Origin of the sequence: Pseudomonas sp. NBRC 111132, from assembly GCF_001320565.1 — a bacterium.
In the GTDB taxonomy this organism is placed as follows: domain Bacteria; phylum Pseudomonadota; class Gammaproteobacteria; order Pseudomonadales; family Pseudomonadaceae; genus Aquipseudomonas; species Aquipseudomonas putida_P.
Genome location: NZ_BCBI01000042.1, coordinates 1 through 26,953, shown reverse-complemented (window position 1 = coordinate 26,953; position 26,953 = coordinate 1). Strand labels below are relative to the sequence as shown.

The 26,953-nt window shown below is 62.9% G+C and carries 20 protein-coding genes; 14 read left to right on the top strand and 6 right to left on the bottom strand.

Annotated elements, in window-relative coordinates:
• Positions 1-285 precede the first annotated feature (285 nt).
• The 14 genes from APH35_RS19230 (at position 286) to APH35_RS19165 (ending at position 19,833) form a co-directional block, all read left to right on the top strand.
• Positions 286-1,695, top strand: a complete 1,410-nt coding sequence (locus tag APH35_RS19230; protein ID WP_012272728.1) for a circularly permuted type 2 ATP-grasp protein — start codon at positions 286-288, stop codon at positions 1,693-1,695.
• 3 nt (positions 1,696-1,698) lie between these two features.
• The gene (locus APH35_RS19225) at positions 1,699-2,649 is read left to right on the top strand and encodes an alpha-E domain-containing protein (RefSeq protein WP_012272729.1); all 951 of its coding nucleotides are present in this window, start codon (positions 1,699-1,701) and stop codon (positions 2,647-2,649) included.
• Positions 2,646-3,425, top strand: coding sequence for a transglutaminase family protein (locus APH35_RS19220; protein ID WP_012272730.1), 780 nt, complete (start codon positions 2,646-2,648; stop codon positions 3,423-3,425). The genes APH35_RS19225 and APH35_RS19220 overlap by 4 nt, the downstream gene beginning before the upstream one ends.
• A gap of 73 nt (positions 3,426-3,498) precedes the next feature.
• A complete protein-coding gene (locus tag APH35_RS19215) occupies positions 3,499-4,221 on the top strand; it encodes a proteasome-type protease (RefSeq protein ID WP_012272731.1) in 723 nt (240 codons plus the stop codon).
• Positions 4,222-4,297: 76 nt separating this feature from the next.
• Positions 4,298-5,434, top strand: coding sequence for an MFS transporter (locus APH35_RS19210; RefSeq protein WP_012272732.1), 1,137 nt, complete (start codon positions 4,298-4,300; stop codon positions 5,432-5,434).
• 139 nt (positions 5,435-5,573) lie between these two features.
• Positions 5,574-6,917 (top strand): GntT/GntP/DsdX family permease, encoded by a 1,344-nt coding sequence (locus APH35_RS19205; RefSeq protein ID WP_060515288.1) that lies wholly within the window; start codon positions 5,574-5,576, stop codon positions 6,915-6,917.
• 34 nt (positions 6,918-6,951) lie between these two features.
• Positions 6,952-8,289 (top strand): D-serine ammonia-lyase, encoded by a 1,338-nt coding sequence (locus tag APH35_RS19200; protein WP_060515287.1) that lies wholly within the window; start codon positions 6,952-6,954, stop codon positions 8,287-8,289.
• Between the two features lie 35 nt (positions 8,290-8,324).
• Positions 8,325-9,272, top strand: coding sequence for a DNA-binding transcriptional regulator DsdC (gene dsdC, locus APH35_RS19195; RefSeq protein ID WP_060492470.1), 948 nt, complete (start codon positions 8,325-8,327; stop codon positions 9,270-9,272).
• A 185-nt stretch (positions 9,273-9,457) separates the two neighbouring features.
• Entirely contained in the window at positions 9,458-11,554 is a 2,097-nt protein-coding gene (locus APH35_RS19190) for an AAA family ATPase (RefSeq protein WP_012272736.1), read from the top strand.
• A gap of 73 nt (positions 11,555-11,627) precedes the next feature.
• On the top strand, positions 11,628-12,659 hold the full coding sequence (locus APH35_RS19185) for a helix-turn-helix transcriptional regulator (protein ID WP_081336932.1): 1,032 nt from the start codon (positions 11,628-11,630) through the stop codon (positions 12,657-12,659).
• 151 nt (positions 12,660-12,810) lie between these two features.
• Positions 12,811-13,461, top strand: a complete 651-nt coding sequence (locus APH35_RS19180) for a HEPN domain-containing protein (RefSeq protein ID WP_060515285.1) — start codon at positions 12,811-12,813, stop codon at positions 13,459-13,461.
• Positions 13,462-13,650: 189 nt separating this feature from the next.
• Positions 13,651-16,266, top strand: coding sequence for a PD-(D/E)XK nuclease family protein (locus APH35_RS19175; protein WP_256213800.1), 2,616 nt, complete (start codon positions 13,651-13,653; stop codon positions 16,264-16,266).
• Complete coding sequence (locus APH35_RS19170; protein WP_256213797.1) at positions 16,263-19,454, top strand: UvrD-helicase domain-containing protein; 3,192 nt, start codon at positions 16,263-16,265, stop codon at positions 19,452-19,454. Before APH35_RS19175 ends, APH35_RS19170 begins: the two co-directional genes overlap by 4 nt.
• 79 nt (positions 19,455-19,533) lie before the next feature.
• Complete coding sequence (locus tag APH35_RS19165) at positions 19,534-19,833, top strand: hypothetical protein (RefSeq protein WP_012272741.1); 300 nt, start codon at positions 19,534-19,536, stop codon at positions 19,831-19,833.
• A gap of 35 nt (positions 19,834-19,868) precedes the next feature.
• Here APH35_RS19165 and APH35_RS19160 read toward each other — a convergent pair whose 3' ends face one another.
• The 6 genes from APH35_RS19160 to pedH form a co-directional block, all read right to left on the bottom strand.
• Positions 19,869-21,533, bottom strand: coding sequence for a PAS domain-containing hybrid sensor histidine kinase/response regulator (locus APH35_RS19160; RefSeq protein ID WP_060515283.1), 1,665 nt, complete (start codon positions 21,531-21,533; stop codon positions 19,869-19,871).
• Positions 21,517-22,680 carry an alcohol dehydrogenase-like regulatory protein ErcA gene (gene ercA / locus APH35_RS19155; protein ID WP_012272743.1) on the bottom strand — a complete coding sequence of 388 codons (1,164 nt, stop codon included), beginning with the start codon at positions 22,678-22,680 and terminating at the stop codon, positions 21,517-21,519. The genes APH35_RS19160 and ercA overlap by 17 nt, the downstream gene beginning before the upstream one ends.
• Positions 22,681-22,769: 89 nt before the next feature.
• A complete protein-coding gene (gene pqqD, locus APH35_RS19150) occupies positions 22,770-23,042 on the bottom strand; it encodes a pyrroloquinoline quinone biosynthesis peptide chaperone PqqD (protein ID WP_012272744.1) in 273 nt (90 codons plus the stop codon).
• 51 nt (positions 23,043-23,093) lie between these two features.
• On the bottom strand, positions 23,094-23,165 hold the full coding sequence (gene pqqA / locus APH35_RS28470) for a pyrroloquinoline quinone precursor peptide PqqA (RefSeq protein ID WP_071984777.1): 72 nt from the start codon (positions 23,163-23,165) through the stop codon (positions 23,094-23,096).
• Positions 23,166-23,364: 199 nt separating this feature from the next.
• Positions 23,365-24,885, bottom strand: a complete 1,521-nt coding sequence (gene exaC, locus APH35_RS19145) for an acetaldehyde dehydrogenase ExaC (protein ID WP_012272745.1) — start codon at positions 24,883-24,885, stop codon at positions 23,365-23,367.
• 126 nt (positions 24,886-25,011) lie between these two features.
• Positions 25,012-26,799 (bottom strand): PQQ-dependent alcohol dehydrogenase PedH, encoded by a 1,788-nt coding sequence (gene pedH / locus APH35_RS19140; RefSeq protein ID WP_012272746.1) that lies wholly within the window; start codon positions 26,797-26,799, stop codon positions 25,012-25,014.
• Positions 26,800-26,953 lie beyond the last annotated feature (154 nt).

Below are 26,953 nucleotides of genomic sequence, written 5' to 3'. Positions count from 1 at the left end.
ACGTCTTCTTCCAGCCAGGTGTTGCTTGTTTGGGGCCGAGGCGAACACCGCCGTGTACTGGCAACCTGAAGCAGCACCTATTTGCTGTTTTCGCGCCCGTTCCACTCTATTTCGGAACGCCACAGGCCTTTAGGCACCTTCATTGCAAAGGCAATTGTGCGCATGACGCATAGACGATCACTTGCAACCGAGGCTCACAGCACCCACCGACCCCAGCAAGGCAGCACCCTGTAGAACCCAGAAAAACAGCAATGAAGCTGCCGGCGACGGCGGCAAGGAGTGGGTATGTCCCGGGCTTTTTTCAATGAAATGTACGAAGCGAACGGCAGTTGCCGCCCGCATTACCAGGAGTTCGCCCGCTGGCTGGCCAACACCCCGCTGGAGCTGTTGGAGCAGCGCCGGCGCGAGGCCGATCTGCTGTTCCACCGCGCTGGCATCACCTTCACCTTGTACGGCGACAAACAGGACACCGAACGCCTGATCCCCTTCGATATCATCCCGCGCAGCATCCGCGCCAGCGAATGGCGCACGGTCGAGCGTGGCTGTATCCAGCGGGTGCAGGCGCTGAACCTGTTCCTGCAGGACATCTACCACGACCAGCGCATCCTCAAGGCCGGCATCATCCCGCCAGAGCAAGTACTGGCCAACGAGGGCTACCAGATCGCCATGCAGGGCCTGGACCTGCACCGTGGGCTGTATGCCCATATCGCCGGGGTCGACCTGGTGCGGGACGGCGATGGCAGCTACTTCGTGCTGGAAGACAACCTGCGCACCCCCAGCGGCGTCAGCTACATGCTCGAAGACCGCAAGATGATGATGCGCCTGTTCCCCGAACTGTTTGCCGCGCAGCGTATCGCGCCCATCGACCACTACCCCAACCTGCTGCTGGACACACTCAAGAGCGCCAGCCCACTGGACAACCCCACTGCCGTGCTGCTCACCCCTGGCCGGTTCAACAGCGCCTACTTCGAGCATGCCTTTCTGGCCCGGGAAATGGGTATCGAGCTGGTCGAAGGCGCTGACCTGTTCGTGCGTGACGAGCATGTCTACATGCGCACCACCGCCGGCCCACAACAAGTGGACGTGATCTACCGGCGCCTGGACGACGACTACCTCGACCCGCTGTCTTTCAACCCGGAATCGACACTGGGCGTACCGGGGCTGATCTCGGTGTACCGTGCCGGCAATGTGGTGCTGGCCAACGCAGTGGGCACGGGCGTGGCCGACGACAAGTCGATCTACCCGTATGTCGACGACATGATCCGCTTCTACCTGAGCGAAGAGCCGATCCTCAACAACGTGCCGACCTGGCAATGCCGCAAGCCGGCGGACCTGTCCCATGTGCTGGCCCACCTGCCCAAACTGGTGGTCAAGGAAACCCAAGGCTCCGGCGGCTATGGCATGTTGGTCGGGCCGGCGTCGACTGCAGCCCAGATCGAGGACTTTCGTGCGCGCATCAAAGCCCGCCCGCACGCCTATATCGCGCAACCCACCTTGTGCCTTTCAACCTGCCCGACCTTCGTCGACAGTGGCATCGCACCGCGCCACATCGACCTGCGCCCGTTCGTGCTATCGGGCAGTGAAACGCGCCTGGTGCCCGGCGGCCTGACCCGCGTGGCATTGCAGGAAGGCTCGCTGGTGGTCAACTCGTCGCAGGGCGGCGGTACCAAGGACACCTGGGTGGTGGAGGACTGAACCATGCTTTCGCGAACCGCTTCGGACCTGTACTGGATGTCCCGCTACCTGGAACGTGCAGAAAACCTCGCGCGCATGCTTGAGGTCAGCTATTCGCTGTCGCTGATGCCACAGGCTGGGCGCAGCGACGGCCATGCCGAGCTGGCGATGTCGCTGTTGGCCTCCGGCACACTGGACGACTACATCCGCCGGCACACCGAGCTCGACACCGAGCGCATGCTGCACTTCTTCGCCCTCGACGCGACCAACCCCAGCAGTATCTATTGCTGCCTGCAGGCCGCCAGGACCAATGCCCATGCGGTGCGCGGCCGGATCACCGCCGACATGTGGGAGAACATCAATGCCACCTGGATCGAAATGCGCAACATCGCCAGCAATGGCCTTGGCCGCTATGGCATCAGCCAGTTCTGCGACTGGGTCAAGGAGCGCTCGCACCTGTTCCGTGGCGCGACCTCCGGCACCATCATGCGCAACGACGCCTACAGTTTCATCCGCCTGGGGACCTTCCTGGAACGGGCGGACAACACCCTGCGCCTGCTCGATGCGCGCTACGAAATGTTCGGCGAGGCTTCCGAAGAGGTCAGCGACAGCTCCGCCCGCGGTTATTACCAATGGAGCGCCCTGCTGCGGGCGCTGACCTCGTATGAAGCCTTCAACGAGCTGTATCGCGCGGCGCCCAGTGCCCGGCCGGTGTCCGAGCTGCTGTTGTTGCGGGTGGACGTGCCGCGCTCGCTGCATGCCTGCATCGAGGAGCTGGACCTGATTCTGGCCGGCCTGCCCGGCAGCAGTGGGCGCGCCGCCCAGCGCATGGCCGCCGAACTCAATGCGCGCCTGCGCTACACCGCCATCGACGAAGTCCTCGACGCAGGCTTGCACGCCTGGTTGACCGACTTCATCGGCCGCGTCAACCAACTGGGCCAGGCGGTCCATCACTCCTACCTGGAGGTTGTATGAAACTGTGCATTCGCCACGACACTACCTACAGCTACGCCAGCGACGTCAGCAACAGCATTCAGTTCCTGCGCCTGACGCCACGCAGCAGCGAACGCCAACGCATCGATGATTGGCAACTGGTCCTTCCCAGCAAGGTCAAGAGCCAGATCGACCCGTACGGCAACATCCTGCATGTGCTGACCCTGGACAAACCCCACGGGCACCTTGCACTGACTGCCAGTGGCCAGGTAGAGATCGACCCGGATTGCGAGCAGGAGGGCGAAAGCCAGTCGCCTCTGCCCTTCCTGCGTGACAGCCGACTGACTCAAGCCGATGACACACTCAAGGCCTTCGCCAACCGGCAGTGCGGCAAGCATCGCGACCGGGGGGCATTGACGGGGCTGATGCAAGGCCTGGCCGAGCACATGCCCTACAGCCCTGGGGCCACCTCGGTGGGCACCACAGCCATCGAAGCGTTCAGGGGTGGCGCTGGCGTGTGCCAGGACCACACCCATGCCTTCCTGGCCTGCGCACGCAGCCTGGGGGTGCCGGCACGCTACGTTTCCGGTTACCTGTGCACCGAGGACGAGCAGCATCTGGCCAGCCACGCCTGGGCCGAAGCGTGGATCAACGACGCCTGGTTCAGCTTCGACGTCACCAACCGCCTGACGCGCCCAGAACGTCACCTGAAGCTGGCAGTTGGCCTGGACTACCTCGATGCCTGCCCAGTCAGGGGGGTGCGCCGTGGCGGCGGCGTCGAATCGATGCAGGCCAGCGTCCACGTTCATCGCCAGTGACAGGTTGGCTGCAGGCAGGTCTTGTCGCGCGAGCGCGGCAAGGCCACTCCATACGCAACACAAGGGAAACCGCATGACTTACTGCGTCGCCATGCACCTGGAGGACGGGCTCGTCTTCATCAGCGACTCACGCACCAATGCCGGCATCGACCAGATCTCCACCTTTGCCAAGTTGTTCGTCTTCAGCGTGCCAGGCGAGCGGCTGATCGTGCTGCAGACCGCCGGCAACCTGGCGACCTCGCAGTCCGTGGTCAACCTGCTGCGCCAGCGTACTCTAGGCAGCGGCCAGCACCTGCTGAACGTTGCCACGCTTTTCGATGCCACGGTGCTGGTTGCCGACACCCTGCGCGAAGTGGTCAGCCGTGACCGCAGCAAACTCACCGCGGGCATCGACCTGAGCAGTTCATTCATTGTCGGCGGCCAGATAGCCGCCGGGCCCATGGCCATTTTCAATGTCTACGCGCAGGGCAATTTCTTTCAGGCCACGCCGGATACTCCGTTCCTGCAACTGGGTGAAAGCAAGTACGGCCGGCCCATACTCGACCGCAACCTGGATTACCGCACGCCGCTCGATGAAGCGTTGCGCTGTGGCCTGATTTCGTTCGACTCCACCATCCGCAGCAACCTGTCGGTGGGCATGCCGCTGGACTTGCTGGTGTACCGCAAGAACAGCCTGGAGAGCATGACACGCAGGCGCATCAACAGCGACGATGCCTATTACCAGCAAATTCGCAAGCAATGGAGCGACGGGTTGAAGACACTCCTGGCTGAACTGCCGGCGCCGCCTTATGGCTGAATGAGGCGCCGTGGCCAGGTTTCATTGGGGAAGCGACGCAGGTTATCCTGCACCCTCCCCTTGTCACGAGATTGTCATGTCGTCCGTCGCCACTCCGGTGCAAACCCAACGCGCCGACCGAGACTCGCGCAACGCGGCCCAGGTGCTCAGCCTGTGCCTGCCCAGTGACGTACTGCTCTACCTGCTGCTGCCGATGTACGCAGCCGACTTCGGCGTGACCTTGGCCGAAGCTGGCGTGCTGCTGGCGGCCAACCGCCTGGTGCGCATCATCGGTTACGGCTGGGTCGTGCGCTTCTATGCCCGCCATGGCGACCGCGCGGCCTGCAGCCTTGCGGCCTTCGCCGCCGCCGTGTGCGCACTGGGCAATGCGATGCTGACCGGTTTCGCCGCGCTACTGTTGCTGCGCCTGGTCTGGGGCCTGTGCTTTGCCACGTTCAACCTGAGTACCCAAACCCTCGCTACCGCTGAGGTACAAGGGGCGGCACGCCGTGCGGGACGCTCGCGAGCGACCCTTTCCATCGGGCCAATGCTGGCCTTGCCGCTGGGTGCGCTGATGGCACAGGCCTACGGCCCGCGCAGTGTGTTCTTCGTGCTCTGCATCGGTGCTCTGTTCGGGCTGTGGCGTGCGCGCGCCCTGCCCGGCACCGGCCACGCGGTCGCCAGCCGCGGGGGCCGGCGCCTGCGCCTGCCCGACAGCATCGCTACCTGGTCCTTCATCGAAGGGGTGACCCTGGACGGCTTGTTCATCTTCGGCCTCTCGCTCTACGCACAAACCCACCTGGGGGAGTCCGGCGTGCTGGCAGCGGGCGTGCTGATGGCGGTGCGCTACCTGAGCGAAATGCTCTTCAGCCCCTTCGGCGGGCGCCTGGCCGACCGCTTCGGGCCGCTGCGCATGTTGGTAGCGCTGTCACTGGCCACGTCGCTGGCGCTGCTGCTGTTTGCCAGCCACTGGTTGTTCATCGGCGCCTTCTTCGTGCTGGTGCTACGCGCCCTGCAACTGCCGCTGGTGATGACACTGGTGGCCCTGCGCAACCCGCAACAACGCATCCAGGCGCTGGCCGGCAACGCCGTGTGGCGTGACATTGGCGCGGGGCTCGGGCCGATGCTGGCGGGTGTGCTGCTGCCGCAGGTGCCAGCGATCTGGGCCTACGCCGGGGCGGCACTGGCGATCGCGATGGCAGCCTTGAATTGCGCCTGGTCGGCGCGACAATGAGTGCTGACGCCATGCATGACATGGGCTCACCTATGGTGTGAGGAGTGATCGTTTGAGTCGATCAAATCGCTGAAATCTAATGGTTGCAAACCAACAAGAAGCTCGCACGGAAGCGATCAGCGATAGAGATAACTATACGATGACTCCAACGTTCTCATTAATCGTTCTGGGCACTGCAATACTGCTGATCGTGGTCATGATCAGCAAGCTCAAGGTCCACCCCTTCCTGGCACTGCTGGCCGCAAGCCTGGTGGTGGGCATTGGTACCGGCATGCCGCCGACGGCCATGGTTGCCGCGTTCGAAAAAGGCATGGGCAGCACGCTGGGCTTTCTTGCCGGCATCATCGGCCTGGGCAGTATCCTCGGCAAACTGCTGGAAGAGTCGGGTGGGGCCAGGCGCATCGCCACCACGCTGCTGAACCTGTTGGGTGAACGCAATGCTTCATGGGCCATGATGCTGGTGGGCTTCATCGCTGGCATCCCGGTATTTTTCGAGGTCGGCTTCGTGCTGCTCATTCCGCTGATCTACGTGGTTGCCCGGCAAACCCGCATCAGCATGCTGTACCTCGGCGTCCCGCTGGCCACCTCGCTGATGGTGGTGCACTGCATTCTGCCGCCACACCCAGCTGCTACGGCGATTACCGGCATGCTCAATGCCGATATCGGCACGGTCATCCTCTATGGCCTGATCGTTGGCTTGCCCACTGCCATCATCGCCGGCCCGGTCTGGGTACGCTTCGCCTGCAAGCGCGGCGCAACACAAGCGCAAGATACCTTCCTTTCGGCACGTACCGAGGCCCAGGTCAATGACCAGCCGCTGCCTGCTTTCGGCATTACCCTCGCCACCGTCCTGCTGCCGTTGCTGCTGATGGTCGGCAAAACCTTGGCCGTCATGGTGCTGGCAAAGGGCTCCACGCTGTACGAGTGGGTGGCCTTCGTTGGCAACCCACTGATCGCCCTGGCGCTGTCGGTTATGTTCGGCTACTGGGCACTGGGCCTGCGCCGCGGCCTGGACATGGCGCAGTTGCTCAACCTGACCCAGCGCTGCTTCCCGCCCCTGGCCGGTATTTTGCTGATTATCGGTGCCGGCGGCGCCTTCAACGACATGCTGGTCGGTAGCGGCATCGGCAAGGCGCTGGCTGACGTGCTCAACCAGACCCAGCTCAACCCGGTCATCCTCGCCTGGCTGATCGCTGGGATCATGCACTTCGCGGTCGGTTCGGCCACGGTGGCAATGATCAGCGCGGCCGGCATGGTCATGCCGATCCTGGGCCAACACCCCGAATACAACCGGGAAATCCTGGTGATCGCCATCGGTGCAGGCGCCATCGGCTGGACACACATTACCGATTCGGCGTTCTGGGTGGTGAAGGAGTATCTGGGGCTGTCACTCAGCGATGCGTTGAAAAAATTCACTGCGGCGACAGTGCTGGCCTCGGTGATCGCCTTGTGCCTGACCCTGCTCCTTTCAAAAATTGTCTGATCTACTCTGCAAAGACTGCACAACAGGTGAAATCATGATTCACGGAAAAACCCTGGAAGCCTGGCAACAAAGCCACCCGATCATCGCCGACCTGGTCGCCCTGAAAGAAACAAGCTGGTTCAACCCGGGTATCGCCCAGGCATCCGAAGCCCTACGCGACGTGGGCCTCACGGCTGCAGACGTGCAGGCGGCGAGCGCACGGCTGCAGCGGTTTGCGCCGTACCTGGCAACAGTCTTCCCCGAAACAGCGCCAGCCGGTGGCATCATCGAGTCGCACATCGCCCCATTGCCGCTGCTTCGCCAACGGCTGATCGAGGAAGGCGCATTGCGCAACGCCGGCAGCCTGTGGCTCAAGGCAGACAGCGACTTGCCTGTTTCCGGCTCGATCAAGGCCCGGGGTGGTATTCATGAAGTACTCAAGCATGCCGAAGACCTGGCCCTGGCGGCCGGCCTGATCACGCCAACGGATGACTACACCCGGCTGGCAAGCGAGCAGGCGCGCGCCTTCTTCGGCCAGTACAAGATCGCCGTGGGCTCGACCGGTAACCTGGGTTTGTCGATTGGCATCATGAGCGCGAAGCTGGGCTTCCAGGTGAGCGTGCACATGTCGTCCGACGCCAGGCAGTGGAAAAAGGACAAGCTGCGTGCCAACGGCGTGACCGTGGTCGAGCACGCCTCTGACTACAGCGTTGCGGTCGAGCAAGGGCGCCAACAGGCGGCAGCCGACCCCAGCTGCTACTTCGTTGACGACGAGAACTCGCCTCAGCTGTTCCTGGGCTATGCCGTCGCCGCTGAACGGCTGGCCCTCCAGTTCGACCAGGCTGGCATCCAGGTGGACGCAGATCACCCGCTGTTCGTCTACCTGCCTTGCGGCGTAGGGGGCGGCCCTGGCGGCGTAGCGTTCGGGTTGAAGCTGGTATTCGGCGATGCGGTGCACTGTATCTTTGCCGAACCCACCCACTCCCCTTGCATGTTGCTGGGCGTGTACACCGGCCTGCACGATGAAACCAGTGTGCAGGACTTCGGCATCGACAACATCACCGCCGCCGACGGTCTGGCGGTCGGGCGGCCATCCGGGTTCGTCGGCAAAGCCATGCAGCGGCTGATCGATGGTTACTACACCGTGACCGACGAAGCACTGTACCGCTTGATGGTCATCGCCCATGAGCAGGACAAGGTCAAACTGGAACCTTCTGCCTTGGCCGGCGTACCCGGTATGCTACGGGTATTGCAGGCAGACGAGTACCTGGCTCGTCAAGGCTTCACCCCAACCCAGCTGCAGGAGGCAACCCACCTCGTCTGGGGAACCGGTGGCAGCATGGTGCCGGAAGATGAGTTCAACGCCTACCTGGCGAAAGGGCGCAGCGTGTAACCGCAATCAGTGAACTGCACAGGAAGGATTGAACCATGAAAAAGCCCAGCGGCGGCGCCGTGAAACTCAGTGGCTCGCACCTGGGCAGCCTGCATGTCTTTCTGGTGGCCGCACGGCACTTGAGCTTCTCTCGCGCGGCGGATGAGCTGTGCCTGACGGCCAGTGCCGTGAGCCATCGCATCAATCGACTGGAAGATGAACTGGCGCTCAAGCTGTTCCACCGCATGCCGCGCAAAGTCAGCCTCAGCGAAGACGGCGAGCGCCTGTTCGCGGTCATGCAGCGCACCATGGATGAGCTCAGCGAGGCCGTGCAGGCACGCGCGCACGCCGAAATCGCCGGCCAGCTGACGCTGTATGTACGCCCGTCAGTCGCACAGTGCTGGCTGGTGCCACGGCTGGCGCAGTTCACCACCCGTTACCCCGACATCCAGCTCGATATCAGGGTGGGCAACGAGAGCATCGATTACCGCACCCGCAAGATCGACCTGGTCCTCTGTTATTCGGATGGTCACCATCCGGGTTTGCAGAGCATCCATTTGATGAACGAGCGAATCGCCCCGGTGTGCTCACCTCATTACGCTCAGACCCATGCATTGGCCAATGACCTGAACCGGCTGGATCAATGCACCACATTGCATGATGTAGCGGCCTGGGACAACGCTGCATTCGATGCCGAATGGCAGCTCTGGGCCAGCACCACAGGTGCGCGTATCAGCCTCCCGCGCCGGTTCCTCACCTTCGATCGCTCCGACCTTTGCACGCTCGCGGCACTGAACCACACAGGCGTCGCGATCGGCCGGGAACAACTGGTCAGAACGCGCATTGCGCAAGGTGAACTGGTCCTGCCGTTCGGCGGTTTCGTCGACACCCCCAACTATGGCTATTACCTGGTCTACCCGCATCATGACCCGATGCCCAAACGTCTGCAGGTGTTGATCGACTGGCTCGTGGAATGCGCCCAGTCACCTGGCCCGAACCCATGACTTGCACGACGGCGCAAGCTTCAACCCTTTATCTTTATCGATGTATCCAAGCTTCGCGCCCGTGTTCGATTGCTTCTTTTCATTTGTTTGCGGTCGGCTGCGCTGGGGTGCGCAGCGCCGATGACGACACATTCTGACCATCGCCCCCCAGACCATGAGCACCCCACAGCATCAGGATGTTCATCATGGGTTCTCGACTGCACCCCTTCGCCTTCGACAGCCGTCGCACTGTCGATACCTGCACACTGTCCCTGAAGTGGAGTTTCCAGCTGCTCCTGGACCTTGGGGCGCATCGTACGTTCATCGGCCGCCACGGGCTGAATGACGATGACCTGGGTTATGAGCTGGGCATCGCAAAGTGGGTGGATGACGACCACTACAAACCTGCCCTTGCCTTGGCCGCGTTGCGCAAGAGCGCGCGCGCCTTCACCGCCGAGCATCCGCAAGTAGATTACCCGGATAACCTGGCGGCCAATCTCGAGGCTTTGGGGCAATTGCTGAGTTTTTCCGAAGCGGACCTGCAGGTACTCGGCTTCTGCGTGTTGTTGCACTGCGACCCAACGCTGAGCGATGCCACCGACCAGTTGGGCATGCTGGGGTTCAAACAAGCAGTGAAAGTGCTGTCTGTACTCCTCGGCTTGCCACTTGCGACCGTAGAAGCGTGCCTGGCACACAACAGCCCGCTGCTGCGCACCGGCCTGCTGGAAATCAGCACCAGCAACCGCGCCGCCATGGCGCTGAGCTCGATGTTGTCGGTGAGCAACCAGGAGCTGCCTGGCCGGTTGCGCTTCAACAAGGGTACGCCCCTGGAGCTGTTCGCCTACGCTTTTCGCTTGAGCCCACCTGGCAGCTTGACGGCGGAACACTACAGCCATGTCAGCCAGCAGTTGCTGATCGCCGAGCGCTACCTGGGCAGCGTCCTGGCCAAACAGCGCCCAGGTGTGAACATCCTGCTGTACGGCCCTCCTGGCACTGGCAAAACCCAGCTGAGCAGACTACTCGCCAATACCTTGGGCCGTGCGCTTTATGAAGTAGCCTGCACCGACAGCCACGGCGACCCGGTATCGGCAAAACAGCGCCTGTGTTCGCTGCGCGCGGCCAACAGTGTGTTGCAAACGCAATCCGCCCTGCTGGTACTGGACGAAATCGAAGACATCTTCCAGGCCGCCAGTGCAGACGCTGGCAAGCGCTCGCAAAAGGGTTGGATCAACCGCATGCTGGAAGAAAACACGCTGCCGTGCTTTTGGCTGAGCAACAGCATCGAAGACATCGACGCTGCGCATATTCGTCGCTTCGACCTGGTGATCGAGGTGCCGAACCCGCCCTTGGCGCAGCGCCAGCAGATGCTGCGCGAATGTGGCGCAGGCAAGCTGGGCAGTACCTTGGTAGAACACCTCAGCGCCCATGACCAGGTCACCCCTGCTGTGCTGGACCGGGCAGTGCGTGTGGGGCGAAGCGTGGCCCCGCGCGCCGGCAAGATGCTGGACAACACCATTCGTTGCGTCGTGAACGCGACCTTGAAGGCACAAGGTTTCGACAAGCTGCAAAGCAATGAGCATTCTCTGCCCGCTTTCTATTCCCCCGCCTGGATCAACACCGACCAGCCCCTCGACGGGCTGGTCGACGGGCTACGCGCTGACGCAGAGGCCCGGCTTTGTTTTTACGGCCCGCCAGGCACCGGCAAGACCGCGTTTGGCCACTGGTTGGCGCAACAGCTGGGCAAACCGCTGATGGTAAAGCGTGTCTCGGACCTGGTTTCGCCCTACGTGGGTACGACCGAGCAGAACCTGGCACAAGCGTTCGATCGTGCCCAGCAAGAACAGGCCGTTCTGCTGCTCGACGAAGTCGACAGCTTCCTGCAGGACCGCCGCAAGGCTCGCCAGAGCTGGGAGGTCACTGCGGTCAATGAAATGCTCACGCAAATGGAAAGCTACCGAGGGCTGTTCATCGCCTCGACCAACCTGATGAGCGATCTGGATGAAGCCTCTTTGCGCCGCTTCGACCTCAAAGTGCATTTCGGCTACCTGAAAACCGCCCAGGTTCAAGCGCTGTTCAGCGCACACCTCAAGGCGCTGGGGCTCAAAGACCCACAGCACGCTGCCGCCGCCCGTCTGCGCGGCGAAACCTGCCTGACCCCGGGTGACTTCGCCGCGGTTGCCCGACGCGGCCGATTCAAACCCTTTGCCAACGCCAATGAACTGGCCACGGCGTTGATTGCCGAATGCCGCCTGAAAACTACGGCGCAACAACGCCCCATCGGCTTCACCCAGTGGACGAATTAAAGGTTGCAGGTTTGGCGCCGATAGGCAGACTAGCCGCCATTGCTGGCCATAAGCCAGCCCTGCCACCACAAGGATGACTCTCTTGCCTTCAGCCAAGACCCATACCGCGCTGAGCCGCCAGTGGGAGCTGCTGCGCCAGCTGCCAAAACGCGCCCCCGGCAGCACGGTGACTGAACTGCTGGCCCGCCTGACGGGCGCGGGCTACGTCATCAGCAGACGCAGCATCGAGCGCGATCTGCATGACCTTTCCCTGGTGTTTCCGTTGCAGCGCAACGAAGGGGGAACGCCATCGGGCTGGTACTGGAAGCCAGGTGTGAGTGTCGAGCTGCAAGGCATCACGTTGACCGAAGCCGTCAGCCTGGCGCTGGTCGAGGACGCCGTTCGCCCCTTGTTGCCAGGGAGCATGCTGAGTGTTCTGGAACCACGCTTCGAGCACGCACGGCAAAAGCTCAAGGGGTTGGGCGACGGCAACCCAGCAGCCCGCTGGCCAGACAAAGTGGCCAGCGTGCGGCCGGACTTCAACATGCAAGCGCCGCAGGTTCATGCAGAAACGCTTGAAGCCCTGCAGCACGCCTTGATCAGCGAACAGCAGATCCGCTGCCAGTACTATTCGGCGCACAATGACAAGCAAAGCGACTTGACACTCAACCCGCTGGCGATTGTGCAGCGCGGCTTGATCACCTACCTCATCGCCACGGCAGCGCCCTACACCGACGTCCGTCAATTCGCGGTGCACCGCTTCCGAGAGGTGACCGTACTCGACTCGCCGTGCCAGGGGCTGGAGTCGTTCGAATTGCACAGCTACCTCGCCACGGATGCCCTGCAATTTGGCAAACCCGAAAAGATCTGCCTGGAAGCTTGGGTGAGCGAACGCCAGGCACGCCTGATTCGCGAAACCCCACTGAGCACGGACATGACGCTCGAACCGTGGGAGCAAGGCTTCCGCCTTCAGGCAACGGTCAACAATACCTGGCAGTTGCACTGGTGGCTGTTGTCGCTCGGTGACGCGGTGGTGGTGCATGCGCCAGCACAATTGCGCCAACAGATCGGCGATACGCTGCGCCGCGCCGCCGCCGCGTACGCGCCTGAACAGTGCCTGGCCTGAGCACCTGGTGCCCGAAGCGGTACAGCCCGGTAAGCGAGTAGAGTCATGACTGCAATGAGTGATAGCCTATAGCCATAACTTACCTGATGGGCCCTGCCCCGCGAATACGGCCTCCCAGCCAGCATTGCCCTAAGCCAAGGAAGTAAACGCAATGGACTACCAGTCGCTCAAGACTCGTCAGCGCATTGAACGCGACGCCCATCACCCCAACCTGGCGATTCGTATACACCGTGCCCTGAGCTGGCTACAGCGCGCCGAGCAGGCCGACGACGTCGATGGTCGCTTCGTTTTCCTGTGGATTGCCTTCAACGCCGCCTATGCCACGGATATCGACGAGCAGTATCGATTGTCCGAACAAGAGGCATTCAAGGCCTTCCTGCACAAGCTCTGCGTGCTGGACAGTGAGCATGTCATCGAGAAACTGGTGTGGTCGGAATTTTCTGGCAGCATCCGCGCACTGCTGGACAACCCCTATGTGTTCCAGAGCTTCTGGGAGTTCCAGAACGGCAAAATCAGCGAAACCGAGTGGGAAGAACGCTTGCGCAACGGCAAACGCGCCGCCCACCACGCACTGGCGGAGCGTGATACGGCCAAGGTTCTGGGGGTACTGTTCAACCGCATCTACACCTTGCGCAATCAACTGATGCACGGCGGTGCGACCTGGAACGGCAGCGTCAATCGCACACAGCTGCGCGACTGCACCAAACTGCTGGGCAAGCTGGTCCCTTTGATCATCCTGCTTATGCTCGACAACCCCGACACCCTCTGGGGCGACGCCTGCTACCCGGTGGTCAGCGACTGACCTCCTGACCCGGAGCCCTGACGTCCAGCCAACGCCACCATCGCGCCAATTGCCCGCCAGCCAGCGCACAAGCTGGCTGCGACACAAGCTGTCGCCCCCCGCTCACACAATGGAACAAACCTGCCCACAGGCCAACGTCACTGCTGCCCAAGTGGTGCGCTGGATACAAGGAGCGCCAAAGTGCCTGAAATGCTCATCACGTTCGGAATGCAACTCGACGGTCAGCGGGCTACACAGCCCGGCAATCGGCTAGGCGCCCTGACAGTCGGGCCACAAGGTTTGCTGGACATCCTCGAAGGCCAGCTGGGCCTGCTCGCCGTGCGGCCATGTGCAGCGCAGCGCGCAGCCGCGTACCGCGCCTGCCTGGCCCAGTGCGATAACGGGCAACGCTTCTATCACGCCAGCTTCAGCGCCGACGAACTGGGCGTGGCAGCCACGCTGCTGGCCTGGCGCGACGACTTGTACCTCCACGGCTGGGACGGACGCGCAAAAGCAGTTGCCAGCCAACGGATCAACGACCTTGCCGAAGTTGAAGCCGATGCTTGCGAGGTCGTGCCACCGTCCATCGGGCAACGACTGCAACAGGTTGCCGAAGCGTTGGCCGTTCGCCGCGCCTGCATTACCAACGTGTACCTCAGCGATGCATGGGAGGTGTACCCCCTGGCCTGGCAACGGGTGCTGCAACGGCTGCCTCACGCGCAGCTGCCTAACCCGTCGGGTGCTGCACCAGGTTTTCTCGGGCAGTTGCAGGCGGTGTTGCGCGACAGTGTTGCAGGCGCGCCCGTCTCCCCCGTGCCCTGGCAGGATGACGGAAGCGTCCGGGTGGTTCAGGCGCAGACCCGAACGCTGGCCGCTACCTGGCTCAGCCGCACATTGCCCCAAGGCCGGCAGACGCTGCTGGTGGCCACTGCCGACGGCGCCTGCCTGGACAGCCACCTGGCAGGTGCAAACCAGGCCCGGCATGGCCTTTCTGGCAGCAGCATTCTGCGGCCGGCCTTGCAAGTCTTGCCGCTGACGATGGAATTGCTCTGGGCACCGCTGAATTACCCGGTGCTTCTGCAGTTCCTGACCCATCCGATCAACCCCGTTCGGCTGTTTGCCCGCCGCCAGCTGGCAGCCAAGATATCCAGCATGCCCGGCATTGTCGGGGCCGAATGGGACAGGCTGCTCGAACGCATCAGCGCGTACTACGGCCCTGACGCGCCAAGTGTTCGCACGTCTATCGAACATTGGCTCGAAGCACCCACGTTTTCCCCTGACACGGGTGCTCCGCTGAACGAAGTGCAGGTGCGCGTTCAGCGCTTGCAAGCGTTCTTTCAGCTGCGCCTGGGGCACCAGGACCCAGCACAGCGCCAGGCAGCGCAGGCCGGCCATGGCCAATGTCAGGCAGCGCTGCAGGCACTGGCCGCCCTCGAGCAGCAAGGTGTCGAGTTCCTGCGCCCACGGCAGTTGCAGCAGGTTATCGAGCAAGCGACTGCAAACGGCTCGGACAACCCGCTGCTGGCGGCACAGGCCGACGCCTACCTGACCGTCACTCGCCCGGGTGCAGCCATCGAACCGGCCGACACCGTGACATGGTGGAACCTGGCCATGCCGGCGTTGCCGGCACGCTCCCCGTGGTCCAGAGCTGAAAGCCGCCAATGGGCAGACCTGGGTGTCGCCTTGCCCGACAGCACCGCGCAACTGGCTCAGGCAGCCCAGGACTGGCTGCGTCCCGTCCTGGCAGCACGGCAGCAGTTGACACTGGTGCTGGCGCCGCCCCAGGAAGAGCCCCACCCGCTCTGGCAGTTGATCGAAACGGTCGTCAGCCAGCCGCACGTGCACGCATTGGAGGACCTCATGCTCGCGCCAGGGCCGTTGTGCCAGGCACAAACCCTGCACGCGCTGCCGCTACGCAAACGCTGGTGGAAGCTGCCTGCCGGCACCCCACTGGCTGCGCCAGAGAAGGCTTCGTATACAAGCCTTAACCTGTTGCTGTTCAACCCTTACCACTGGCTGCTGCAGTACGGTGCCAGGATCCAGGCCAGCAACAGCCCCAGCTTGAGCGACAGCTATCGACTGAATGGCGCGCTCGCACACCGCCTGGCCGAGCGCTTTTTCAACGTGCCGGACGCGCTGACGATGTCCACTGACGCGTTCGATACCTGGTTCGCCACGCACTTCGAGCAGGTGGTGCTCGAGGAAGGGGCGGTCCTGCTGATGCGCGGCCGTGGCGCCGATCTGGCAACACTGCGCCACCGCGTACGTCGCGCAATGATCCAGCTGCGCAGCCACTTCGCACGGGCCAATGTCGTGGCTGTCACCACTGAGCAGCCACTGGCCGGCACCTTCGTGGGCGGTGCGCTGGCAGGCTCGGCAGACCTGGTAGTGACCACCGCCAACGAGCTGCGTGCGGTCGTCGACATGAAGTGGGCCGGTGGCAAGAAGTACCCCGACCAACTTCAGGCCAACCGCCATCTGCAACTGGCGATCTATGCCGAACTGCTGCAGCAGCAGACCGGCTCGGTGCCATCCGTGGCGTATTTCATTCTGGAGCCTGCACGCTTGCTGACACCGGACGACCGCGTGTTCGCCGACGCGCAACAGGTGCCTGCCAACCCCCCAGGCAACACCCGCGAGCTGTGGCAGGCCTTCATCAAAGCCTGGAAATGGCGGCAAGGGCAGCTTGCCGATGGCCACTTCGAGCTGGCGCTGGTAGGCATCGAGGAGGACGAGGCATCCCAGCCACCGGCGCATGCACTGGCCATGGAATACCTCAAAGAAGCCTACAACGACTACCTGAGCTTGGCTGGATGGGAGCAATGAGCATGTCCGACAACCCGCGCATCACGTTCATCAGCGCTGGCGCTGGCAGCGGCAAGACCTATCGGCTCACGGAGCTTTTGTACCAGGAGCTGACCAGCCAACAGGTACAGCCAGAGGGCATCATCGCCACCACGTTCACCCGCAAAGCCGCTGCCGAGCTGCGCGAGCGCGTGCGCAGCCACCTGCTCGACAAGGGGCAGGTCGGCCTGGCCAGCGCTATGGGCCAGGCACGCATCGGTACGGTAAACAGCCTGTGTGGCCAGTTGCTCGAGCACTTCGCCTTTGAAGCCGGCATGCCACCGCAACAGCGCGTGCTGGAAGAAGAGCAGGCGAAGGTGCTGCTCAACCAGGCCGTCGATAGCGTCCTTGACGGTACGCGCATGGAGGCGTTCCTTGCCATCAGTCGGCGCCTGGGGCTGGAGGTTACCCTCCAGCAGAGTGACCATCCCAGTGACAACTGGCAAGTCGCACTACGCCGACTGCTGGATCAACTGCGCAGCAATGACATTGACCTCGACCGCGCGCGCGGCTTCGCTGCGCGTAACGCCCAGGACCTGCTTGCGCACTTCCCCAGCGCAACCAGCAGCGATCTGGACCGTGAACTGCTGCGCACCATTCCAGATGTGCTTGCCCAGCTGCAAGCCGCCAACAGCAAAGTCAGGCTGACAGCGACGTACATAACGTTGCTCAAGGACTTCCAGCGTGAACTGCAACAAGGCAATGCCCGCTGGAGTGACTGGGCAAAGCTGGCGAAAACGGCTCCGGAGGCCAAGCTGACGCCGTTGGTGGCCGGCGTGACCGAAAGGGTACAGCGCTATGCCGAGCACCCGCGCCTGCACGCCGATCTGAGGGAATACCTGGACCAGATATTCAACCTCGCCATCGATGCCTTGCAACTGTACAGCCGTAACAAGATCGAGCTGGGCGTGCTGGACTTCGCCGACCAGGAACATGCGTTGCTCAGATTGCTGGACAACCCCGCGGTCATCGAGGTGCTGGAGCAAGAACTGGACCTGGTCATGGTTGACGAGTTCCAGGACACCAGCCCTATGCAGTTGGCGATTTTCCTGAAGCTTGCCCGCATCGCCAAGCGGGTTTACTGGGTAGGCGATATCAAACAGGCGATCTACGGTTTTCGTGGCAGCGACTGCGCCTTGATGCAAGCCATCCTTGGCGCTTTGCCTGGCATGGGCGGGGTCAAAGAGGTATTGCCCAAATCCTGGCGCTCGCGCCCTGAGCTTGTCGAGTTGACCAACGAAGTGTTCACCCAGGCGTTCAGCAACAGCCTGTCCGCCGACGAGGTCCGGCTCACGCCTACTCGACAGGACCCGCTTGGCGGGCCCGCCTTTGCCAACTGGATACTCGATGGCAGCAATGCCGAGCAGCAGACCTGTGCACTTGCCGAAGGGATAGGGCAACTGCTCGAAAGCCGCTACCAGGTGTTCGACAAGACCACCCAGCAGGCCCGTGACCTGCAGGCTGGCGATATCACCGTGCTTTGCTACTCCCACAGCAATGTGGCCAAGGTAGCGGCGGCCCTGGCCGCCGCAGGCCTGCCCTGCTCCACGGCCCAGCCCGGGCTGCTGGCAACGCCAGAAGCGACACTGGCGCTGGCCTGCTTGCGCCGGTTGAATGACCCGACGGATACCCTGGCCACCGCCCAGATCGTCTCCATGACCAGCGCCGAGGAACCAGAAAGCTGGGTTGCAGAGCGCTTGCACTATCTGCACGCCGGGCACCCGCAAGGCCAATGGCGAGAACGAGCAGTCGATGCGCATGCAGCACATCCGCTGGTCGCCGAACTGGCACGGCTACGTGCCGACCTGCCATTGCTGACGCCGGTCGAGGCGCTGCAGCGCTTGATCGCCGAATGCGACTTGGCCCGTTGCGTAACGGGCTGGTCGACCACGCCGGCACAGGCGCAGAAGCGCCTGGCCAACCTGGACGCGTTGCTTGAACTGGCGCAACGCTACCAAGACCTCTGTCGCAATGGGCTGGGGGCGGCATCGATTTCCGGGCTGGTGCTCTGGTTGGGGCAAACCGCCGGCGCGGGCAATGATGCGCTGGCAACCCCGGCCCTGGATGCGGTCCGGGTGATGACTCACCACGCCAGTAAGGGCCTGGAGTGGCCCGTGGTCATCCTGATGGACCTGGCGCGGGACGTTGGCGAGCGGCTGTGGTCGGTTTCGGCGCAGTCCGACAGTGCCCTGGACCCGAATGATCCATTGCGCGACCGCTTTATCCGTTACTGGCCGTGGCCACTGGGCAAGCAGAAAAACGTGCCGCTGGCGGACACCATCGGCAAAACCCCCGCTGCCAAGGCGTGCCGCGATGAGGCTGTCGAGGAAGCCAAGCGCCTGCTGTACGTGAGCATGACCCGCGCCCGTGATTTTCTGGTGATTGCTCGTTCCAGCAGGCGGTTGACTGGGCCGTGGCTAGATTGCGTCCAGGCTCCATGGCTGACGACCGAAGCAGGCACACATGATTTGCAGCTGAAAAGTGGAACAACCGTGCGCGTCGAGCATCGCACGCTTGGCGCCGGCAGTGCGCCAGTCATTGCAACAGCCACCACCAACCAGCTGCACTGGTTTGCGTCCCCCGACAGCGTTACACCTCGATTGCCACTTGGGGTGCAGCCTTCGGCCACCCAGGCCAGCGCGCTTGCTGGTGCACAGGAAACCTGCCGTATCGGTAGCCGCATCACCTTGCAAGGCAACCCGGACATGAGCGCAGTAGGCACTGCGATTCATGCCAGCCTTGGCCTGTCGTTCAGCGACCCGGAGCGCCCGATAAGCCAGGACGAGGTCAACCGATTGCTGCAGGGCCTGGGCGTACTCGAACACGTCGATGCCCGCCAGGTACTGGCCCAGGTGACGGCCTTGCATGCCTGGATTGCAAGTCGCTGGCCCCACGCCGACGCGGTGGCTGAATACCCGGTACAACAGCTGCTGGATGCCGGCCAGGTACTGGATGGCCGCATTGACCTGCTGTTGGCCACCCCAGAGGGTTGGGTGTTGATCGACCACAAGTCCAACCCGGCACCCGAGGCGCAATGGCAGCGGCTGGCGGCAACGCACGCGGGGCAGTTGCAGGCCTACGCCAAGGCTGTGGAGGCCGCATCAGGCAAGCCGGTGACAGAGGCCTGGCTGTTCTTGCCCGTAGCTGCCGGTGCCGTTCGCGTGTTCTGAAAACCAGCCACTTGCAAGGTTTGCAGATAGACTCAGGCGGCCTGACTGAGCAGGCCGCCCCATTTACCAAGGAAAGAACATGACGTTGTACGAATCCATTGTCCTGGAAACCCGTAATGGCGCTCTGGGAGATACTTTCGAGCTTCAAGAGCTCACGTCCGAGCACCGCCGTGTAATGTGCCCGGACGGGCCAGCGCTGGTCGAAAAGTATCGGATCGGTTTCGAGTTTTTCATGAAAACAGCAATCGGCACCACCATCGCCAACTATGCCCGTGACGCTCACAGCGGCGCAGGCGGCTACAACGTCAACAAGGGCGCCGCCGCCAAATTCCTGCGCGTGGCACACAGTACCTATAAGGTTCTCGCAGACGATCAATAGCCGTAACTGCAACCTCACACCGGGGCTTTAGCGAATTACCCCAGCAACTGGCTCAACACCGCGCGCAACTTCCCCGGTTTTACCGGTTTGTTCAGCAGTGGTGCGCCAAGCTTGTGCAAGGCCCGCCGGCATTGATCGCTGCGGTCGGCGGTGATGATCACCGCCGGTATCGGCGCGGCAAAGTGCTCACGCAAGTGCCTGACCACCTCGCAGCCCACCACACCATGGTCCAGGTGGAAATCCGCCAGGATCAGCTCTGGAGCGCGCTCTTGCAAGGCCTGCAAGGCGCCTTCCTGGTCGGTTGCGGTTACCACTTCACAGCCCCACTGCCCTAGCAGCGCGCCCATGCTTTCAAGGATGCTCACCTCATTGTCCAGCACCAACAGGCGGCGGCCCGGCAGCGGGTTGCCGACGCTTGGCAGCGGCACGGCCTGGTGAGCGGCCAGGGGCACCGCTTTACCAAGCGGCACTTCGATGCTGAACATCGAGCCACGCCCAGGCCACGAACGCACTTCGATCCGATAGCCGAGAATCTTGGCGATCCGTTCTACGATCGCCAACCCCAGGCCCACGCCCTTGCGATCCGCCGCGCGGCCAACGTCCAGCTGGTTGAATTCGAGAAAAATGGCCTGCAGCCGATCCTGCGCAATGCCCCGCCCGGAATCCCACACCTCCAGCCGTAAATGGCCGCTGCGGCGCCTCGCGCCGAGCAGGATACGCCCCTGGTCGGTGTACCGGCACGCGTTGCTGAGGAAGTTGCGCAGGATACGTGTCAGCAACCGCAGGTCAGTGCAGATGGCATAGTCGGCTATGCGCGCATGCAGCTTCAGGCCTGCAGCATCGGCGACCGAGCTGAACTCCGAGACCAGCGGCGCGAACAGCTCATCCAAGCGGTACACGGCTACGTCCGGCTTGACCGCCGCCTGGTCGAGCCGAGAAATGTCCAGCAGGTCGGTCAGCAGGTCTTCGGCGCCTTCCAGGGCCTGGTGGGTGCGCTCCACCAACACATGCTCGGCCTCTGGCAACGGCCGCTCGCGCAAGGTGGAGATCAGCAGGCGCGCAGCGTTCAGCGGTTGCAGCAGGTCATGGCTGGCGGCGGCGAGGTATTTGTCCTTGCTGCGGTTGGCCGCCTCTGCGGCATCACGCGCCTCCAGTAATTCATCGGTACGCGCAGCAACCCGCTGCTCCAGTTCGTCATTGAGCTGTTGCAGGCGCTGCTGGGCCAGTTTGCGTTCGGTGATGTCGGCGACAAACCCCTCTACTATGCCCTCCTGGCCGGGCTTGAGCAGCAGGTTCATCAGCACATCGAGGTGGCTGCCGTCCTTGCGCCGCAAACGGGTTTCGTAGCCATGCAGGCTGTGCTCGCGGGCGAGGATAGCGGTAATGGCCTGCAACTCCTCGGTGCCGCCGTCAAACAGGTGTGCGGCCAAGTCAGTCAGGGAAAACAGCACCGCTTGCGGGTCGTCGTAACCGAGCATGCGCGCCAGCGCCGGGTTGGCGGCACGCATGCCGTCCTGCAGGCTGGCCTGGAAAATCCCGTGCACGGCGTTTTCGAACAGCCACTTGTAGCGGTTGCGTTCGGCCTCCAGTTCGTCCAGACGGGCGGAAAGTTCCGGGTAGTGGCTTTTGCGCGCCGAGTGGTCGCCCAGCCCCAGCAGCCCGGCCAGCGCCCGTTGCTGCTCGTCAGAGGGCCTCGCCATAGACCACCTCAACATCACGCTGGCTCGACGCACGGGGGTTGGTGAGGATGCACGGGTCATCCATCGCATGTTGCGACAGGAACGGAATATCGGCAGTACGCACCCCATGCAGCCCCAGGGTTTCATGGAAGCCGATGGCGTGCTTCAGGGCAATCAGGTGCTCCACCAGGCGGCCGCAGATTTGCCGATGGTTGAGGCCACGGCAGTCGATGCCGAATACCTCGGCAATCACTTTGAAACGCTCGGGTGCCGAACTGTAGTTGAACGCCACCACGTGCTCCACCAGCACCGCGTTGCACAAGCCATGGGGCAAGTCGAGGAACCCGCCCAGGCTGTGCGACATGGCATGCACCGCGCCCAGAATCGCATTGGAGAACGCCAGCCCCGCCTGCATGCTGCCGAGCATGATCTTTTCGCGCAGGGCAATATCGGTGGGGTTTGCAATCATCTCCACCAGGTTGCCATTGATCAGGCGCATGGCTTCCAGCGCATGGGGATCGGTCAGCGGGCCATGGCCGGTGGAGACGAAGGCCTCGATGGCATGCACCAGCGCATCGATGCCGGTGCAGGCCGACAGGAACGGGTCCATGCTCAGGGTGGTTTGCGGGTCGATCAGCGACACGTCCGGCACCACCGCCTTGCTGACGATGGAGAACTTCATGCGCTCCTGCTGGTTGGAAATGATCACGAACTGCGACACGTCCGCCGAGGTGCCGGCGGTGGTCGGGATCAGGATCAGTGGCGGGCTGGGCACGCGGATCATGTCCACGCCTTCGAACTCGAGGATGCTGCGCCCGTGGGCGACCACGATGCCGATGGCTTTGCCGCAATCCATCGGGCTACCGCCGCCAACGGCGACGATAACGTCACAGTGGTTCTGCCGGTAGATCTCGGCGCCGAGCATTACCTCTTCGACTCGAGGGTTGGGAGACACGTCGGTGTACAGGCAGTAGTCGATGCCCTGGGCCTGCAGGCTGGCCTCCACATCCGCCACCCAGCCGGCGGCGATCACGCCGGGGTCGCTGACCACCAGGACCTTGCGTGCACCGAAGGTCTTGGCGTAATTGGCGACATTGTGCCGGCAGCCGGCACCAAAGATGATTTCAGGCGATACGAACTTGCGAAGCGGGCTGAAACTCTGGCTCATCGGAAAGCCTGTTCTTATTGTTCTGGAAGGTAACCGCCAGCGTAAAGCATCCGGCCGCGAAAGCAACCAGACCAAAGCGGGGCCACGGTTCATTCGACCCAGGCCTTGGCGCGGGCCACCTCCAGGAACGCCAGCACGTCCTCTTCGAGCCCTGCTGCGCTGGGGAAGCGCCTTGCCAGGCGATCTATGATGGCAGCCACGCTACGCTGGCCGTCCAGCAGCTCCAGTACCCAACCGGCACTGGCGTTGAGCTCGATGATGCCTCCGGGGTACAGCAGCACATGGCAAGCCTGCAGCGGCTCCCAGTGCAGGCGGAAACCTTTGCCCAAAGCCAGTGTGTGCTCGCGATCGATCAGCTTCACAGGGGCATCGGCACTGAAGGCCCGGCCACCGATGCGGTGGCCGGGCAGGCATCAGCGATTGGCGAAATACATCGTCACTTCGAAGCCAATGCGCAAGTCGGTATAGGCGGGTTTATTCCACATCGGGCAAGTCCTCTTCTTGTGCCGGAGAATTCCGGTAGAAGCATTAATGCACGGGGGCGGGCTGGGCCGAATGCTACTTTGGAACGAGCTTGCGGGGTGCGTTGGTAGGGGGCCTCTTCGCGGGCACGCCCGCTCCCACAGGCCTGCAGTTGTGCGGTCCCTGTGGGAGCGGGCGTGCCCGCCAAGCAAGCGGCGTGGTTTAGAAGAAGCCCAACGGGTTGATATCGTAGCTCACCAGCAGGTTCTTGGTCTGCTGATAATGGTCGAGCATCATCTTGTGGGTCTCACGGCCAACACCCGACTTCTTGTAGCCACCAAACGCTGCATGCGCCGGATACAGGTGATAGCAGTTGGTCCATACCCGCCCGGCCTTGATCCCCCGGCCCATGCGGTAGGCGCGGTTGATGTCGCGGGTCCACAGGCCGGCGCCCAGGCCGAATTCGGTGTCGTTGGCGATCGCCAGCGCTTCAGCTTCGTCCTTGAAGGTGGTCACGCCCACCACCGGGCCGAAGATTTCTTCCTGGAACACGCGCATCGTGTTGTTGCCCTTCAACAGGGTCGGCTGGATGTAGTAACCGCTTGCCAGGTCGCCCTGCAGCCGCTCGGCACTGCCGCCAGTCAGCAGCTGCGCGCCCTCCTCCTTGGCAACCTGCAGGTACGAAAGGATCTTGTCGTACTGTTGCTCGGAAGCCTGGGCACCGACCATGGTCTCGGTATCCAGCGGGTTGCCACGTGTGATCTTGGCGATTTTCTTCATCACCTCGGCCATGAACGGCTCGTAGATCGATTCCTGGATCAGCGCCCGCGACGGGCAGGTGCATACCTCGCCCTGGTTGAAGAACGCCAGCACCAGGCCTTCGGCGGCCTTTTCGATGAACGCGGGCTCGGCCTGCATGATGTCTTCGAAGAAGATGTTCGGCGACTTGCCGCCCAGCTCGACGGTGGACGGGATGATGTTCTCGGCCGCGCACTTCATGATGTGCGAACCCACCGGGGTGGAGCCGGTGAAGGCGATCTTGGCAATGCGCTTGCTGGTAGCCAGGGCCTCGCCAGCCTCGCGGCCAAAGCCCTGGACGATGTTCAGCACACCGGCCGGTAACAAATCGGCGATCAGCTCGGCGAAAATGGTGATCGACAGGGGCGTTTGCTCAGCCGGCTTGAGCACCACGCAGTTGCCGGCGGCCAGCGCCGGGGCAAGCTTCCAGGCGGCCATCAGCAGCGGGAAGTTCCACGGGATGATCTGCCCGACCACGCCCAACGGCTCATGGATGTGATAGGCCACGGTGCCTTCGTTGATCTCGGCGGCACCACCTTCCTGGGCACGGATGCAACCGGCGAAGTAACGGAAGTGGTCCGCCGCCAGCGGCACGTCGGCATTCAAGGTTTCGCGCACGGCCTTGCCGTTGTCCCAGCTTTCGGTGACGGCCAGCACTTCCAGGTTCTGTTCGATGCGGTCGGCGATTTTCAGCAGCATCAGGGCGCGGTCTTGCACCGAGGTCTTGCCCCAGGCTTGAGCGGCGGCATGCGCGGCGTCCAGGGCGCGGTCGATGTCCTGGGCAGTGGAGCGCGGGAATTCGGCAATCGGCTGGCCATTGACCGGCGAACTGTTGGTGAAGTATTGGCCAGCCAGCGGCGGCACGAACTCGCCATTGATGAAGTTGCCGTAACGTGGTTTGAAGGACACGACGGCACCTGGAGTTCCGGGTTGTGCGTAGATCATGCTGAGCCTCTGCGGGTCGATGCCTGTCCCACGACAGGCGATGGACCGATGGTAAAAAGCCCCGCGTGCCGGGCGAATGCATCGTTGGCAGCGGGGCTCTCGTCATTTGGTAGTAGGGTTACAGCGTTATGGCTGAGCGCTTGCCGTTTGCTGCAACTGTTTGGGCAGTTTGAAGGTCCAGAGCATGCCGCCCTGGTTGAAGTCCTTGACCCGCTTGGCCACTTCGCCGCCCCACAGCGGCACCGCACCACCCCAGCCGGAAACCACCGAAACGTATTGTTCGCCGTCCATTTCCCAGGTCACGGGCGAGCCGAGCACGCCGGAGCCGGTCTGGAACTCCCAGACCTTGTCGCCAGTCTTGGCATTGAAGGCCTGCAGGAAGCCTTCCGGCGTGCCGGTGAACACCAGGTTGCCCTTGGTGGTCAGCACCCCGCCCCACAGCGGCGCGTAGTTCTTGTGGCGCCACACTTCCTTGCCGCTGATGGGGTCGATGGCGCGCAGCACGCCGATGTAGTCTTCGTTGAGCGGCTTGATGGTGAAGCCGGCGCCGAGGAACGCCGCGCCCTTCTTGTAGGCGATGCCTTCGTTCCAGATGTCCATGCCCCACTCGTTGGACGGCACGTAGAACAGCCCGGTGTCCTTGTTGTAGGCCATCGGCATCCAGTTCTTGGCACCGAGGAAGGCCGGGGCGACGAACACCGAGCTGCCCTTGGCCTCGCTACCCGGCGCGCCTGGGCGGCTGGCGTCGTTGTAGATAGGCCGGCCATCCTTGTCCAAACCGGTGGCCCAGGTGATCTTGTCGACGAAGGGGAAGCCGCGGATGAACTTGCCGTTGGTGCGGTCCAGCACGTAGAAGAAGCCGTTGCGGTCGGCCGTGGCGGCAGCCTTGACCTCCTTGCCGCCGTCCTTGTAGTTGAACGAAATCAGCTCATTGACGCCGTCGAAGTCCCAGCCATCATGGGGCGTGCTCTGGAAGTGCCATTTGATGGTGCCGTCGTCCGGGTTCAGCGCCAGGCGCGACGAAGAGTACAGGTTGTCGCCGGGGCGCAGGTGCGAGTTCCACGGCGCAGGGTTGCCAGTGCCGAACAGGATCAGGTTGGTTTCCGGGTCGTAGTACCCGCCCAGCCATGGCGCCGCACCGCCGGTCTTCCACAGGTCGCCAGGCCAGGTCTTGCCCGCCTCACCGCCAGAAATACCGTTTTCGATCGCCTTGCCATCCTTGTACACATAACCCATGTGCCCTTCCACGGTGGGGCGCATCCACAGCAGCTCGCCGTTTTCCGGGTTGTACGCCTGGATCTTGCCCACCACGCCGAACTCACCACCGGCAACGCCGGTGATCAGCTTGCCGTTGACGATCATCGGCGCGGCGCTGATGGAGTAGCCTTCCTTGTGATCGGCCACTTTCTTGCTCCAGACCACCTTGCCGGTGTCCTTGTTCAAGGCCACCAGCTTGGCGTCGAGGGTGCCGAAGAACACCAGGTCGCCGTACAGCGCCACGCCACGGTTGATCACATCGCAGCACGGGCGGATGTCGTCCGGCAGACGTGCATCGTATTGCCACAGCTTCTTGCCGGTGCGGGCGTCCACGGCGAACACCCGCGAGTAGGAGCCGGTCAGGTACATCACCCCGTCCTTGATCAGCGGCTGGGCCTGCTGGCCGCGCTGCTTCTCACCGCCGAAGGAGAACGCCCAGACCGGCCGCAGTTCCTTGACGTTGTTGGCATTGAGCAGGTCCAGCGGGCTGTAGCGCTGGCCCTGCACGCCCAGGCCGTTGGTCACGATCTGCTGCGGGTTCTTCGGGTCCTGGAGGATTTCTTCATTGCTGACAGCGGCGTGAGCCGCGCCGGCAAGCAGCATGGCGCTGAGCACCAGGCTCACGGCGAACAAGGGGCGACGTGGGGATCGGGTCATGACGGCTACCTTTGGCTTTATTGTTGTGTCCGGGAAAATTTCCCGGTGTGCCGAGAATTCTTGGTTGCCTACCCGGTTACCAACAATTGGCCGCAGTGCGGAGATTTCTAGTTCCTTGGTATCGGCTTGGGATTTGCGTGGGGGCACAGATCGA

Coding starts and splice junctions, on each gene's coding strand:
- APH35_RS19230 (WP_012272728.1), top strand. CDS start 286: ATGTCCCGGGCTTTTTTCAATGAAATGTACGAAGCGAACGGCAGTTGC.
- APH35_RS19225 (WP_012272729.1), top strand. CDS start 1,699: ATGCTTTCGCGAACCGCTTCGGACCTGTACTGGATGTCCCGCTACCTG.
- APH35_RS19220 (WP_012272730.1), top strand. CDS start 2,646: ATGAAACTGTGCATTCGCCACGACACTACCTACAGCTACGCCAGCGAC.
- APH35_RS19215 (WP_012272731.1), top strand. CDS start 3,499: ATGACTTACTGCGTCGCCATGCACCTGGAGGACGGGCTCGTCTTCATC.
- APH35_RS19210 (WP_012272732.1), top strand. CDS start 4,298: ATGTCGTCCGTCGCCACTCCGGTGCAAACCCAACGCGCCGACCGAGAC.
- APH35_RS19205 (WP_060515288.1), top strand. CDS start 5,574: ATGACTCCAACGTTCTCATTAATCGTTCTGGGCACTGCAATACTGCTG.
- APH35_RS19200 (WP_060515287.1), top strand. CDS start 6,952: ATGATTCACGGAAAAACCCTGGAAGCCTGGCAACAAAGCCACCCGATC.
- dsdC (WP_060492470.1), top strand. CDS start 8,325: ATGAAAAAGCCCAGCGGCGGCGCCGTGAAACTCAGTGGCTCGCACCTG.
- APH35_RS19190 (WP_012272736.1), top strand. CDS start 9,458: ATGGGTTCTCGACTGCACCCCTTCGCCTTCGACAGCCGTCGCACTGTC.
- APH35_RS19185 (WP_081336932.1), top strand. CDS start 11,628: ATGACTCTCTTGCCTTCAGCCAAGACCCATACCGCGCTGAGCCGCCAG.
- APH35_RS19180 (WP_060515285.1), top strand. CDS start 12,811: ATGGACTACCAGTCGCTCAAGACTCGTCAGCGCATTGAACGCGACGCC.
- APH35_RS19175 (WP_256213800.1), top strand. CDS start 13,651: ATGCTCATCACGTTCGGAATGCAACTCGACGGTCAGCGGGCTACACAG.
- APH35_RS19170 (WP_256213797.1), top strand. CDS start 16,263: ATGAGCATGTCCGACAACCCGCGCATCACGTTCATCAGCGCTGGCGCT.
- APH35_RS19165 (WP_012272741.1), top strand. CDS start 19,534: ATGACGTTGTACGAATCCATTGTCCTGGAAACCCGTAATGGCGCTCTG.
- APH35_RS19160 (WP_060515283.1), bottom strand. CDS start 21,533: ATGGCGAGGCCCTCTGACGAGCAGCAACGGGCGCTGGCCGGGCTGCTG.
- ercA (WP_012272743.1), bottom strand. CDS start 22,680: ATGAGCCAGAGTTTCAGCCCGCTTCGCAAGTTCGTATCGCCTGAAATC.
- exaC (WP_012272745.1), bottom strand. CDS start 24,885: ATGATCTACGCACAACCCGGAACTCCAGGTGCCGTCGTGTCCTTCAAA.
- pedH (WP_012272746.1), bottom strand. CDS start 26,799: ATGACCCGATCCCCACGTCGCCCCTTGTTCGCCGTGAGCCTGGTGCTC.